The sequence below is a fragment of the Citrobacter sp. TBCS-15 genome (genome assembly GCF_005280815.1).
GTDB lineage: Bacteria > Pseudomonadota > Gammaproteobacteria > Enterobacterales > Enterobacteriaceae > Citrobacter > Citrobacter werkmanii.
This window is the reverse complement of sequence record NZ_SZWK01000101.1, coordinates 360,322-374,462: the sequence shown is the minus strand read 5'-3', so window position 1 is coordinate 374,462 and position 14,141 is coordinate 360,322. Positions and strand designations below refer to the sequence as shown.

Here is a 14,141-nt window from a genome sequence, read left to right as displayed (position 1 = left end):
ACAGCGCCGTTTTTTTGACCTAAATTCCTCGGTGAAGGGTGAGGGAGGCGAACCTCCCTCCTGCGTACTCTCTGTTAATATGCTGGCGTAGCGATGATTAACAGGATCAGCAGCATGATGACGTATCTCATCATCGTCCCTTTCCTTTTTAGAGCCCCTGCTTCGGTAGGGGCTTTCCCGTTTCAGCACTATACTGAGCCCCTATCGTAAATTTCTTTTAGTGCTGAACAACACGCAGCACTGCCTTTAGTTGCCAATTGCGGCAAGGCTCGAAAACAGAATGTATGCGTTACAGAAAGAAATTTTGAGGCCGGGAAATCAGAGGAAAGATGGGCAGGTCATCGCCTGCCCATATAGAGGAAATCAGTACAGCAGACGGGCGCGAATGGTTCCCGGAAGGGCTTTCATCGCCAGCAGCGCTTTTTCCGCCACATCTTCATCCGCTTCAATATCGATAACCACGTAACCTACCTGTGCGGAAGTCTGCAGGTACTGCGCGGCAATGTTGACGCCCTGCTCGGCAAAAATTTGGTTCAGCGCGGTCAGAACGCCAGGACGGTTTTCGTGAATGTGCATCAGACGACGACCACCGTGCAGCGGCAGCGAAACTTCCGGGAAGTTAACCGCAGACAGCGTGGAGCCGTTGTCGGAATACTTGATCAGTTTCCCCGCCACTTCCAGACCGATATTTTCCTGCGCTTCCAGCGTGGAACCACCAATATGCGGCGTCAGGATCACGTTGTCGAAATCACACAGCGGCGAAGTGAACGGATCGCTGTTCGTTGCCGGTTCGGTTGGGAAAACGTCAATTGCCGCCCCTGCCAGGTGCTTGGTCGCTAACGCGTCGCACAGGGCTGGAATATCAACCACCGTACCGCGCGCGGCGTTAATCAGCAGCGCGCCTGGTTTCATCAGCGAAATCTCACGCGCGCCCATCAGGTTTTTGGTGGAGGCATTTTCCGGCACGTGCAGGCTCACCACGTCGCTCATATTGAGCAGGTCGGAAAGATGCTGAACCTGCGTGGCGTTACCCAGCGGAAGTTTATTTTCAATATCATAAAAATAGACATGCATCCCCAGCGATTCCGCCAGAATGCCTAACTGAGTACCAATGTGCCCGTAGCCGATGATCCCCAGTTTTTTGCCGCGCGCTTCAAAAGAGCCAGTAGCCAGTTTATTCCACACGCCGCGGTGCGCTTTGGCGTTCGCTTCTGGTACGCCGCGTAACAGTAGCAGCAGTTCACCAATCACCAGTTCAGCAACGGAGCGAGTGTTAGAGAATGGCGCGTTAAACACCGGGATCCCGCGCTTTGCCGCAGCGCTAAGATCAACCTGGTTGGTGCCGATGCAGAAGCAACCAATCGCGACCAGTTTTTCTGCGGCGGCAATTACATCTTCAGTCAGATGGGTACGGGATCGCAGGCCAATGAAGTGGGCATCACGGATGGACTCTTTCAGTTGTTCGGTGTCCAGAGCGCCTTTGTGAAACTCGATGTTGGTATAACCTGCTGCACGAAGGCTTTCGAGTGCTTTTTGATGCACGCCTTCTACCAGCAGAAATTTAATCTTATCTTTCTCCAGTGATACCTTTGCCATTTCCCCGACCCTGTCTTTTTTGTTCAATCTGATGTGTTGTGTGTGGGATTTTCATCCGCCTCTTCAACATATCAAAAAATAATATTGCGGCAATATGAACGTTTGCGTCGTCATGCTGAGGAAATGTCATTCAGCGGGAAATGTCAGAGGAAAATACTGGCGATAACTTTTTCTTTGGAGAGATCGGCAGGGCAATATTGTAAACGTGACACAAGTCACCAAATTTGCCCTGCCAAATTTTTTTTAACGGGAGAAGACGCTCCCATCAGATCATTTTACGATAGTTTTCACGCCGTCTGGGGTACCGATCAGCGCGACATCCGCACCACGGTTAGCGAACAAACCTACGGTTACCACGCCCGGAATCGCATTGATGGCGTTTTCCAGCGCGATGGCGTCGAGGATTTCCAGACCGTGCACATCAAGGATCACGTTACCATTGTCAGTTACCACGCCCTGACGGTATTCAGGACGACCGCCCAGCTTCACCAACTGGCGAGCCACTGCGCTACGCGCCATTGGGATAACTTCTACCGGCAACGGGAAGTTACCGAGAATATCGACTTCTTTGGACGCGTCAGCGATGCAGATAAATTTCTTCGCCACGGAAGCAATGATTTTTTCACGGGTCAACGCTGCGCCACCGCCTTTAATCATCTGCATATGGCCGTTGATTTCATCTGCGCCGTCAACGTAGACGCCGAGGCTGTCCACTTCGTTAAGATCGAACACGTGGATGCCAAGGCTTTTGAGTTTTTCGGTCGAGGCGTCAGAACTGGACACCGCGCCTTCAATCTGACCTTTCATTGTGCCCAGCGCATCAATAAAGTGTGCGGCTGTTGAACCTGTACCTACGCCCACAATGGTACCGGGCTGTACATACTGAAGTGCCGCCCATCCTACTGCTTTTTTCAGTTCATCCTGCGTCATGATCGTTTCGCCTGTGGTGTGAATATGGTGGGAAAATTCACGCGCATTATAGAACATTGTGCAGAAAAATGTCCCCACACCCGCTACCAGGTGGCTGATTTCGTCTTTACCCAACCCAAATTTGTGTCATAGTGCAGAACAAGCAAAAATTTCAGGAGTGCGCCAAAGCAATGAAACGTCCGGACTACAGAACACTACAAGCACTGGATGCGGTTATTCGTGAACGAGGATTTGAGCGCGCGGCGCAAAAGCTGTGCATCACGCAATCCGCCGTTTCACAGCGCATAAAACAGCTTGAGAATATGTTCGGACAGCCGCTGCTGGTGCGTACCGTACCGCCTCGCCCTACTGAACAAGGGCAGAAACTCCTGGCGCTTTTACGCCAGGTTGAACTGCTGGAAGATGAGTGGCTGGGTGATGAGCAAACTGGCTCCACGCCGCTGCTGCTTTCGCTGGCGGTGAACGCCGACAGTCTGGCGACCTGGTTGCTTCCGGCGCTGGCCCCGGTACTGGCTAATTCGCCGATTCGCCTGAACCTGCAGGTTGAGGATGAAACGCGCACCCAGGAACGTCTGCGCCGTGGTGAAGTGGTCGGTGCGGTGAGTATTCAACATCAGGCGCTGCCAAGCTGTCTGGTGGATAAACTTGGCGCGCTGGATTACCTGTTTGTGGGTTCAAAAGCGTTCGCCGAGCGCTATTTCCCCAACGGCGTCACCCGCTCTGCACTACTGAAAGCTCCGGCGGTGGCGTTTGACCATCTTGATGATATGCATCAGGCGTTCCTGCAACAAAACTTCGATCTGCCGCCAGGCAGCGTGCCGTGCCATATCGTTAACTCATCAGAAGCCTTCGTCCAGTTGGCCCGTCAGGGCACGACCTGCTGCATGATCCCGCACTTACAGATAGAAAAAGAGCTGGAAAGCGGTGAGCTTATCGACTTGACGCCGGGCCTGTTCCAGCGTCGGATGTTGTACTGGCACCGTTTTGCGCCGGAAAGCCGCATGATGCGCAACGTTACCGACGCGCTGCTGGCTTACGGTCACAACGTACTGCGTCAGGATTAATTCCCCATATGAATGCCGGGTGGGCTTTGCCGATCCGGCATTTATGACTCTATCGCCTTTTCATGCTATTCCCGCCACGTCTTTGAAATACATCACAAAATAAAACATACCACGCGGCAAAAAACGACGCCCAGTTGGCTATTTTTTGCTGGCGACAAGCCAAATGAAAAAGCTCACCGTATCTCGTAAAGATTCAACTTATTGCGTAATACGGAGCAAAAAATGGCTAACGTGCAAGAGTGGCAAACACTTGCCAATAAAGAACTCAGTCGACGGGAAAAAACCGTTGAGTCGCTGGAAAGACAGACGGCGGAAGGGATTGTCATCAAGCCGCTGTACACCGAGGCTGACCTCGATAATCTGGAAGTCACAGGCACCCTGCCCGGCCTGCCACCTTACGTGCGCGGTCCACGCGCCACCATGTATACCGCGCAGCCGTGGACCATCCGCCAGTATGCCGGTTTCTCTACCGCCAAAGAATCCAACGCCTTTTACCGCCGCAACCTCGCCGCCGGACAAAAAGGGCTTTCCGTTGCCTTTGACCTTGCCACCCACCGCGGCTATGACTCTGACAACCCGCGCGTGGCGGGCGATGTCGGCAAAGCGGGCGTGGCGATCGATACCGTCGAAGATATGAAGGTGCTGTTTGATCAGATCCCGCTGGATAAGATGTCGGTGTCGATGACGATGAACGGCGCGGTGCTGCCGGTACTGGCGTTTTATATCGTCGCGGCTGAGGAACAAGGCGTAACGCCGGAACAGCTCACCGGGACCATTCAGAACGATATTCTGAAAGAGTACCTGTGCCGCAACACCTACATTTACCCACCAAAACCTTCGATGCGCATCATCGCCGACATCATCGCCTGGTGCTCCGCCAATATGCCACGCTATAACACCATCAGCATCAGCGGTTATCACATGGGGGAAGCCGGGGCGAACTGCGTCCAGCAGGTGGCGTTTACGCTGGCTGACGGCATTGAGTACATCAAAGCCGCACTGTCTGCCGGGCTGAAAATTGATGACTTCGCCCCGCGTCTGTCATTCTTCTTCGGTATCGGCATGGATCTGTTTATGAACGTCGCCATGCTGCGCGCGGCTCGCTATTTGTGGAGTGAAGCCGTCAGCGGTTTTGGCGCAACCAACCCGAAATCTCTCGCTCTGCGTACCCACTGCCAGACCTCCGGCTGGAGTCTGACCGAGCAGGATCCCTACAACAACGTGATCCGCACGACCATTGAAGCGCTCGGCGCCACGCTTGGCGGCACCCAGTCGCTGCATACCAACGCCTTTGATGAAGCGCTCGGGCTACCCACCGATTTCTCCGCCCGCATCGCGCGTAATACGCAGATCATCATTCAGGAAGAGTCAGAGATCTGCCGCACCGTCGATCCGCTGGCCGGATCGTACTACGTCGAGTCATTGACCGATCAAATCGTGAAGCAGGCGCGCACGATCATTAAACAAATTGATGAAGCGGGCGGCATGGCGAAGGCGATTGAAGCTGGACTCCCCAAACGGATGATCGAAGAAGCTTCGGCGCGCGAGCAGTCGCTGATCGACCAGGGCAAACGCGTCATCGTCGGCGTGAACAAGTACAAGCTGGATAAAGAAGACGAAACGTCGGTACTGGAAATCGACAACGTGAAGGTGCGCAACGAACAGATTGCCTCACTACAGCATATTCGCGCCACTCGCGACAATGATGCCGTCAACGCCGCGCTAACGGTGCTGACCCACGCCGCGCAGCATAATGAAAATCTGCTGGCCGCAGCCGTTAACGCCGCCCGCGTTCGCGCCACGCTCGGTGAGATCTCCGACGCGCTGGAAGCCGCTTTTGACCGCTATCTGGTGCCCAGCCAGTGCGTCACCGGCGTGATTGCGCAAAGCTATCACCAGTCCGACAAATCCGCCAATGAGTTCGACGCCATTGTTGCGCAAACCGAACAGTTCCTCGCGGAAAATGGTCGCCGACCTCGGATCCTGATCGCCAAGATGGGCCAGGATGGTCACGATCGCGGCGCGAAAGTGATCGCCAGCGCCTACTCCGATCTCGGCTTCGACGTCGATCTCAGTCCGATGTTCTCCACGCCAGAAGAGATCGCCCGTCTGGCGGTAGAAAACGATGTGCATGTCATAGGCGCATCGTCACTGGCTGCCGGGCATAAAACGTTGATCCCTGAACTGGTCACGGCGCTGAAAGGCTGGGGACGCGAAGATATCTGCGTGGTGGCAGGCGGTGTGATTCCCCCCCAGGACTACGCCTTCCTGTACGAGCATGGCGTGGCCGCCATTTATGGCCCCGGCACACCGATGCTCGACAGCGTCCGCGATGTGTTGACCCGGATCAGTCAGCATCATGATTAACGCCGCCACGCTTGACGATGCCGTCCGACGCTTGCGGCGCGGTGAACGGGCCACGCTTGCTCAGGCGATGACGCTGGTTGAGAGCAGCCACCCACGCCACCAGCCACTGAGTACTCAATTGCTGGACGCGATAATGCCGTTCACCGGTAACGCGCTGCGTCTGGGCATCACCGGCACGCCGGGCGCGGGCAAAAGCACCTTTCTGGAGGCGTTCGGTATGCTGTTGATCCGCCGGGGATTACGGGTGGCAGTGATCGCGGTCGATCCCAGTAGCCCCGTTAGCGGCGGCAGCATTCTTGGCGATAAAACCCGAATGACGGAACTGGCCCGTGCAGAATCGGCATTTATCCGCCCGGTGCCTTCCAGCGGTCATTTAGGCGGCGCCAGCCAGCGCGCCCGTGAATTAATGCTGTTGTGCGAGGCGGCGGGCTTTGACGTGGTGATTGTAGAAACCGTCGGCGTCGGGCAGTCAGAAACCGAAGTCGCCAGCATGGTGGATTGCTTTATCTCACTGCAAATTGCCGGCGGCGGTGACGATCTGCAGGGCATCAAAAAGGGCCTGATGGAGATGGCGGATCTGGTCATCATCAACAAGGACGACGGTGATAACCGTAACCAGGTTGCCATCGCCCGCCATATGTACGAATCCGCTCTGCATATTCTGCGCCGCAAATATGACGAGTGGCAGCCGCAGGTTCTGGCCTGTAGCGCCCTGGAAAAACGTGGCATTGAGGAGATTTGGCAGGCGATAACCGACTTTAAAACGTGCCTTACCGTCAGCGGTCGACTGGAAAAAGTCCGCCAGCAGCAAGCGGTGGACTGGTTACACAAGCAGGCTGAAGAAGAAGCTTTGCATCTGCTATTTACCCGGACTGATTTCGACCGTTATTTCCAGCAGACGCTGCAGGCCGTCAAAAATAACGACCTTTCGCCGCGTACCGGTCTGCGTCACATCAGTGAATTTATCCAGCATCATTACTTTGAATAAAGAGAACATTATGTCTTATCAATACGTCAACGTAGTCATCATCCAGAAAGTCGCGGTTATTGAGTTCAATTACACCCGCAAACTCAACGCGCTGAGCAAAGTGTTTATCGACGATCTGATGCGGGCGCTTAGCGATCTTAATCGTCCGGAAATTCGCTGTATCATTCTGCGCGCCCCGAGCGGGGCCAAAGTGTTCTCTGCCGGACATGATATTCATGAACTCCCCTCCGGACGTCGCGATCCGCTCTCCTATGACGATCCGCTGCGCCAGATCACCCGCATGATCCAAAAATATCCAAAACCGGTGATCTCCATGGTCGAAGGCAGCGTCTGGGGCGGCGCGTTTGAGATGATCATGAGTTCCGATCTGATCATCGCCGCTGAAACCTCTACCTTCTCGATGACGCCGGTCAACCTCGGGGTGCCATATAACCTGGTCGGCATCCACAACCTGACCCGCGATGCTGGGTTCCACATCGTGAAAGAGCTGATCTTTACCGCCTCGCCGATTACCGCTCAGCGAGCGATGGCCGTCGGGATCCTCAACCATGTGGTTCCTGTCGACGAACTGGAGGATTTCACTCTGCAAATGGCGCACCACATCTCGGAGAAAGCGCCGCTGGCCATCGCCGTCATCAAAGAAGAACTGCGCGTACTGGGCGAAGCGCACACCATGAACTCAGACGAATTTGAGCGTATTCAGGGCATGCGCCGCGCGGTGTACGACAGCGAGGATTATCAGGAAGGGATGAACGCGTTTATGGAAAAACGTAAACCCAATTTTGTCGGCCATTAATCACGCTCGAGGAAGGAGACGGCCATGAAACGGATGAGTGCCGAAGAAGCGGCAGAAATTATCCAGCACGACGATATGGTGGCATTCAGCGGCTTTACCCCTGCGGGTTCGCCAAAAGCATTACCTAACGCAATTGCTCAACTCGCTTGCGAGCGGCATCAGGTCGGGCAGCCTTTTCAAATCCGCCTGCTGACCGGGGCATCAATTGGCGCTGCCGCTGATGATGCGTTATCCGCGGCGGATGCTGTTTCCTGGCGGGCTCCCTATCAAACATCATCGGGCCTGCGCGAGAAAATTAATCAGGGTCAGGTGAGGTTTGTCGATCTCCATTTGAGCGAAGTGGCGCAAATGGTCAATTATGGCTTTTTTGGCGATATCGATGTTGCCGTCATTGAAGCCTCCGCCATTGCGCCAGATGGTCGGATTTGGCTTTCCAGCGGCATCGGCAACGCGCCGACCTGGCTGCTGCGGGCGAAAAAGGTGATTATCGAGCTGAATCATTACCATAACCCGCGCGTGGCGGAGTTTGCCGACATTGTGATACCCGGCGCACCGCCGCGGCGAAACAGCGTACCGATTTTTCACACCATGGATCGCGTGGGCAGCCAGTGTGTGCAGATAGACCCGAAAAAAATTATCGCGATCGTGGATACCGAACTTCCCGATGCCGGAAATGCCGCGGATAAAAGCAACCCGGTCAGCCAGCAAATTGCCGATAACGTGGTGACATTTCTGCTGGCGGAAATGGCGCACAAACGCATCCCAGCGGAATTCCTGCCCTTACAAAGCGGCGTGGGCAATATCAACAACGCGGTAATGGCGCGACTGGGCGAGAACCCGGATATTCCACCCTTTATGATGTATTCCGAGGTGTTGCAAGAATCTGTGGTGCATCTGCTGGAAACGGGCAAGATAACCGGCGCCAGTGCCTCCAGTCTGACTATTTCAGCCCCGTCGTTGCAGAAGATTTACGACAACATGGACTTCTTCGCCAGCCGGATTGTGCTGCGCCCGCAGGAGATTTCCAATAACCCGGAAATCATTCGTCGGCTGGGCGTCATTGCGCTCAATGTCGGTCTGGAGTTTGACATCTACGGTCATGCCAATTCCACACACGTAGCAGGTGTAAACCTGATGAACGGCATTGGCGGCAGCGGCGATTTCGAGCGCAACGCCTACCTGTCTATTTTTATGGCGCCGTCGATTGCCAAAGGCGGGAAAATCTCCACCATCGTGCCGATGTGTAGCCATGTCGATCACAGCGAACATAGCGTCAAAGTGATCGTCACCGAACAGGGGATTGCCGATCTGCGTGGGTTATCTCCGATGCAGCGGGCGCACACGATTATCGATAACTGTGCGCATCCCCTGTATCGGGACTACCTGCACCGCTATCTGGAGAAAGCGCCCGGCGGGCATATCCATCACGATCTCAGCCATGCGTTCGATCTGCATCGTAACCTGATCGAAACCGGATCGATGCTCGGTTAACTTGCCGTACCCTCACGATCTTCAGCAATATGCTGAAGCATCGTGGCGGTATAACGATGGTTTTTCAGCGAATAGAGAAACTCCTGCATATACATAGGACTGCCGGGCGCATCGAAATATTTCAACGTCGAGGGGTTAACCAGTCGCCAGGCAAAATGAGGGATCACCGTCAAAAACTGCCCGCGCTCCACCGCGCTAATCTTGGCCATAAAGCTGTACGGACGGTAGATAATCGTCGGATGAATTCCGCAGGGCCGCATGTAGGCATCGAGCATCGCCTCAAAGTTGGCGCGATTCTGGAAGCGCATTTGCAGCCAGGGCAACTCGCGCAGCAGCTCCTGCGGCTGTTTTTCCTCGTAGCGCCGGGAAACGAGAAACCCCAGACGCAGCGGAGACAGCTCGCTAATCGCCAGATTTTCCAGTTCCTGCACGCGAGGGGAAACGTGCTGCGGTGAGATAATAAAATCCAGTTTCCGGTCGAACAGGTTATCGATCACCCCATTCTCGCTGAATTCAACGGCCTGGGCCGTTACGCCATCGTACTTGTCGCCAAGGCTAATCAACTGGTCGAAAATAATCGTTGGATAGGTATTGTCGATGCCGATGACGATTTCTCGCGAGCGGCGAGAGGCGTTATGAATTTCGTTATCAATAGCGGAGAGACGCTGATAAACAGGGAACAGTTTCTGATACAACTCCTGCCCGGCTTTATTCAGACTGATGTTGTTATCTTTGCGGGTAAACAGCGTATAGCCGATTTGATCTTCCAGTGCGGCAATGCTTTTACCGAAAGGCGATGCGGTCATATGGATTTTTTCTGCCGCTCTGGCGATGTTATTGGTTTGCGCCAGCAGAATGAAATTACGCATCTTTTTCGAGATAAAAATATCCATAGCGTCCCCTTAAAAATCGCTATGGCCTATCCTCATTACGCCGAAAAAAAAGACTGGATGTAAGATCTCATTTTTACAGTTACACACAGAAAAAACCCGACTGGAAAGCCGGGTTTGAAAGATTACTGGGTTTTGGCAGGCGTTGCTGCCGGCTGCCCCGCCGTCGGTTCAATCTGGAAGACCACATCAACCTGATCGTCAAACTGAATAACCGGCTGTTCGTAGGTTTCCTGAGCGGATGCCGCAGGCGCTGCATCTGCTTTCATCATCCGTACCATCGGGCTCGGCTGATAATTGGACACGTGGTAGCGCACACTATAAACGGGTCCCAGTTTGCTGTTAAAGCCCGCCGCCAGCTGTTCAGCCTGATGAATTGCATCATCAATTGCCGCTTTACGCGCCTTATCTTTGTAGGCATCCGGTTGGGCGACGCCAAGCGATACCGAACGGATCTCATTCAGACCGGCCTTAAGTGCGCCATCAAGCAGAGCGTTGAGTTTGTCCAGCTGACGCAGCGTCACTTCAACGGTACGCACCGCACGATAGCCTTTGAGGATGCTTTTGCCGTTCTGGTAATCGTAGTCCGGCTGCGTGCGCAGGTTCGCCGCGCTAATGTCTTTCTTCGCTATCTGATTCTGCTCAAGGAAGGACAGATATTGCGCCACGCGCTCATCGGCCTGCTTCTTCGCTGAAGCCGCATCCTTTGCAGCAACGTTCACTTCAATCGCCAGGGTGGCGATATCAGGCGTCGCATCCACGCTTGCCGTTCCGGAAGTCACGATGTGCGGTCCATTTGGCAACTCATTTGCCTGTACCGATAGTGCGCTGAATCCGACTAATGCCGCCAGGGCCATTATTTTGAACTTCACGGTCGTTCCTCCATGTTTCATTAATTACCCCGAAACTCAGGGCACATGCAGGCAAGCTTAGCCGATCTCGCTGCATTGTCCATCAGACAACACTTAGTTGAACAGCGCATGAACATGCGTAACGCCTTCTTTTGCCAGTTGAAAAGCGATAAACCACATCACTAATCCGACTAACGTATTGATGATGCGCTGTGCTTTAGCCGTACGCAGACGCGGCGCCAGCCAGGCCGCCAGCAATGCCAGGCCAAAGAACCACAGGAACGAGGCGCTGACGGTACCCAGCGCAAACCAGCGCTTAGGCTCCACGTCCAGTTGACCCCCCAGACTCCCCAACACCACAAAGGTGTCCAGATAAACGTGTGGGTTGAGCCAGGTCACCGCCAGCATCGTGGCGATGATTTTCCAGCGTCCTTGCTTCATTACTTCAGCACTGGCCAGTTCCAGATTACTGCTCATGGCCGTTTTTAACGCGCCGAAACCGTACCAGAGTAAAAATGCGACCCCGCCCCAGGTGACCAGCGCCATCAGCCACGGCGACTGCATCAGCAAGGCGCTACCGCCGAAGATCCCCGCGCAAATCAGCACCAGATCGCTGATGGCGCAGAGTAATGCAATCATAATGTGATACTGGCGACGAATGCCCTGATTCATCACGAAGGCGTTTTGCGGACCAAGCGGAAGTATCATGGCCGCACCAAGTGCAAGCCCTTGAAAGTAATACGATAACACGTTTTTATCCCGTACTGTTTCTCTTAGGAGCAGACTATAGCGCGGGAGAATCATTAGCGGAAATGGATAATTTTAATCGCGTATTAGAGGAATTAATGAGAGGTTCTTTGCCGGATGTCAGCTAACGCCTTTCCGGCTTACAGTATAGAAATCTGACCAGGCCGGATAAGCGAAGCGCCATCCGGCACCGTGGTGCAGAAAAAGATTACTCTGCCACGTTCTCTTTCACACGCTTGAAGTTCACATCCATCTGCGGATACGGGAAGCTGATGCCGTTGGCGTCAAACTCGCGTTTAATACGCTCCAGTACGTCCCAGTAGACGCTTTGCAGATCGCTGCTGTTGCTCCAGACGCGTACAACAAAATTAATCGAAGAAGCACCCAGCTCATTCAGGCGCACCGTCATTTCACGATCTTTAAGGATGCGCTCGTCGGATTGGATGATATCGGTGAGGATTTTCTTTACCTGATCGATATCGGAATCGTAGGCCACGCCGATAATGAATTCGTTACGGCGAACCGGTTCGCGAGAGAAGTTAATGATGTTCCCGGCAATGATTTTACCGTTTGGGATCACCACAATCTTACCGTCTACGGTACGCATGGTGGTGGAGAAAATCTGCACGTTAAGTACGGTTCCCGCCACGCCGCCGAGGTCTACATACTCACCCGCCCGGAACGGACGGAACATTACCAACAGCACGCCTGCGGCAAGGTTGGACAGCGAACCTTGCAATGCCAGACCAACGGCTAAACCTGCGGCACCGAGAACGGCGATCACGGAGGCGGTTTGCACCCCAACGCGGCCCAGCGCGGCAATCAGCGTGAAAGCGATAATACCGTAGCGCACCAGTGCGGAGAGAAAATCGGCAACCGTTGCATCAATTTTCCGCGCCACCATCAGGCGGTTAACGGTATTTGATACGATACGCGCCACAATCATACCGATGATAACAATGGCGATGGCCGCAACGATGTTGACGGCATAGCTCAACAGCAGTTCCTGATTGCGGACCAGCCAGGTGCCCGCCCCGTTTATGCTGTCGACAACATTCAAATCTTCCATTTACTATTCCTTTTTTGCTTACCCAAATGGGAAAAATAAAGCCGCCCCGCCGGGACTGGCAATCTGACAAGAGTAAACAATAAACCTGATTTTTGCCAAACAGATCACAGAAATCTCTGCCAGCAGCCTGTTGAAATGGCAATAAAAAAGGCCCGCATTGGCGGGCCTCATGTCACATAGAACGGCGTAAATTACAGAACGTCAACCGCGTTCAGTTCTTTGAAAGCCTGTTCCAGACGGGTGATCATGCTTGTCTGACCAGCACGCAGCCAAACGCGCGGATCGTAGTATTTCTTGTTCGGCTGATCTTCGCCTTTCGGGTTACCCAACTGGCCCTGCAGGTAAGCTTCGTTTGCTTTGTAGTAGTTCAGAACACCTTCCCAGGTCGCCCATTGGGTATCGGTATCGATGTTCATTTTCACTACGCCGTAGCTTACGGAGTCTTTGATTTCCTGAGCAGTAGAACCGGAACCGCCGTGGAAGACGAAGTTCAGGCTGTTGTGCGGCAGGTTATGTTTCTTAGAAACATAGTCCTGAGAGTCGCGCAGGATGGTCGGGGTCAGAACCACGTTACCCGGCTTGTAAACGCCGTGTACGTTACCGAAGGAAGCTGCGATGGTGAAACGCGGGCTGATTTTGCTCAGCTCGGTGTATGCATAATCAACGTCTTCCGGCTGGGTGTACAGTGCAGAAGCGTCCATGTGGCTGTTGTCCACGCCGTCTTCTTCGCCACCGGTGCAACCCAGTTCGATTTCCAGAGTCATGCCCATTTTGGACATGCGCGCTAGGTATTTGGAGCAGATTTCGATGTTCTCTTCCAGAGACTCTTCAGACAGGTCGATCATGTGAGAAGAGAACAGCGGTTTGCCGGTTGCTGCGAAGTGTTTTTCACCCGCGTCCAGCAGACCGTCGATCCACGGCAGCAGTTTCTTCGCGCAGTGGTCAGTGTGCAGGATAACCGGAACACCGTAGTGTTCAGCCATCTGGTGAACGTGATGCGCGCCAGAGATAGCACCCAGGATTGCAGCGCCCTGAGGCACGTCGGACTTCACGCCTTTACCCGCGATGAAAGAAGCACCACCGTTGGAGAACTGTACGATTACCGGCGCTTTAACTTTTGCAGCGGTTTCCAGTACGGCGTTGATGGAGTCGGTACCAACGCAGTTAACAGCTGGCAGAGCAAAGTTGTTTTCTTTAGCTACCTGGAAAACTTTCTGTACGTCATCACCAGTGATTACGCCTGGTTTTACGAAATCAAAAATTTTAGACATGTTGCGAGTCCTGTATCTTCGGCCTTGGAAAGGGCGCGCGCTCTAAAGCGCGCTAATAATTGGGCAGGTTTCCCTGCCCAT

At 53.9% G+C, this 14,141-nt stretch carries 12 protein-coding genes; 5 read left to right on the top strand and 7 right to left on the bottom strand.

Features of this window, described 5'->3' with window-relative positions; translation table 11 throughout:
- Positions 1 to 363 precede the first annotated feature (363 nt).
- The gene (gene serA / locus FDW96_RS04915) at positions 364 to 1,596 is read right to left on the bottom strand and encodes a phosphoglycerate dehydrogenase (RefSeq protein ID WP_006686878.1); all 1,233 of its coding nucleotides are present in this window, start codon (positions 1,594 to 1,596) and stop codon (positions 364 to 366) included.
- Between the two features lie 270 nt (positions 1,597 to 1,866).
- The gene (rpiA, locus tag FDW96_RS04910) at positions 1,867 to 2,526 is read right to left on the bottom strand and encodes a ribose-5-phosphate isomerase RpiA (RefSeq protein WP_016154364.1); all 660 of its coding nucleotides are present in this window, start codon (positions 2,524 to 2,526) and stop codon (positions 1,867 to 1,869) included.
- Between the two features lie 170 nt (positions 2,527 to 2,696).
- Between rpiA and argP the strand changes: the two genes are divergently transcribed.
- The 5 genes from argP to FDW96_RS04885 all read left to right on the top strand — a co-directional run bounded on the left by argP (position 2,697) and on the right by FDW96_RS04885 (position 9,232).
- Complete coding sequence (gene argP, locus FDW96_RS04905) at positions 2,697 to 3,590, top strand: DNA-binding transcriptional regulator ArgP (RefSeq protein WP_032940465.1); 894 nt, start codon at positions 2,697 to 2,699, stop codon at positions 3,588 to 3,590.
- Between the two features lie 222 nt (positions 3,591 to 3,812).
- The gene (gene scpA, locus FDW96_RS04900; protein WP_137365284.1) at positions 3,813 to 5,957 is read left to right on the top strand and encodes a methylmalonyl-CoA mutase; all 2,145 of its coding nucleotides are present in this window, start codon (positions 3,813 to 3,815) and stop codon (positions 5,955 to 5,957) included.
- Positions 5,950 to 6,945, top strand: a complete 996-nt coding sequence (gene meaB, locus FDW96_RS04895) for a methylmalonyl Co-A mutase-associated GTPase MeaB (RefSeq protein ID WP_137365283.1) — start codon at positions 5,950 to 5,952, stop codon at positions 6,943 to 6,945. Before scpA ends, meaB begins: the two co-directional genes overlap by 8 nt.
- Positions 6,946 to 6,955: 10 nt before the next feature.
- Positions 6,956 to 7,741 carry a methylmalonyl-CoA decarboxylase gene (gene scpB, locus FDW96_RS04890; RefSeq protein ID WP_061382429.1) on the top strand — a complete coding sequence of 262 codons (786 nt, stop codon included), beginning with the start codon at positions 6,956 to 6,958 and terminating at the stop codon, positions 7,739 to 7,741.
- A 24-nt stretch (positions 7,742 to 7,765) separates the two neighbouring features.
- Entirely contained in the window at positions 7,766 to 9,232 is a 1,467-nt protein-coding gene (locus tag FDW96_RS04885; protein WP_137365282.1) for an acetyl-CoA hydrolase/transferase family protein, read from the top strand.
- Here the strand turns inward: FDW96_RS04885 and FDW96_RS04880 are convergent.
- From FDW96_RS04880 to fbaA, 5 genes are all read right to left on the bottom strand, one after another.
- Entirely contained in the window at positions 9,229 to 10,125 is an 897-nt protein-coding gene (locus FDW96_RS04880) for a LysR family transcriptional regulator (RefSeq protein WP_042310905.1), read from the bottom strand. The two genes, FDW96_RS04885 and FDW96_RS04880, sit on opposite strands and share 4 nt — an antisense overlap.
- 122 nt (positions 10,126 to 10,247) lie before the next feature.
- On the bottom strand, positions 10,248 to 10,994 hold the full coding sequence (locus tag FDW96_RS04875) for an oxidative stress defense protein (RefSeq protein ID WP_003027002.1): 747 nt from the start codon (positions 10,992 to 10,994) through the stop codon (positions 10,248 to 10,250).
- A gap of 93 nt (positions 10,995 to 11,087) precedes the next feature.
- Positions 11,088 to 11,723 (bottom strand): arginine exporter ArgO, encoded by a 636-nt coding sequence (gene argO / locus FDW96_RS04870; RefSeq protein WP_079226012.1) that lies wholly within the window; start codon positions 11,721 to 11,723, stop codon positions 11,088 to 11,090.
- A 205-nt stretch (positions 11,724 to 11,928) separates the two neighbouring features.
- Entirely contained in the window at positions 11,929 to 12,789 is an 861-nt protein-coding gene (locus tag FDW96_RS04865) for a small-conductance mechanosensitive channel MscS (RefSeq protein WP_042310907.1), read from the bottom strand.
- Positions 12,790 to 12,980: 191 nt separating this feature from the next.
- A complete protein-coding gene (gene fbaA / locus FDW96_RS04860) occupies positions 12,981 to 14,060 on the bottom strand; it encodes a class II fructose-bisphosphate aldolase (protein WP_038633542.1) in 1,080 nt (359 codons plus the stop codon).
- Positions 14,061 to 14,141: the final 81 nt, after the last annotated feature.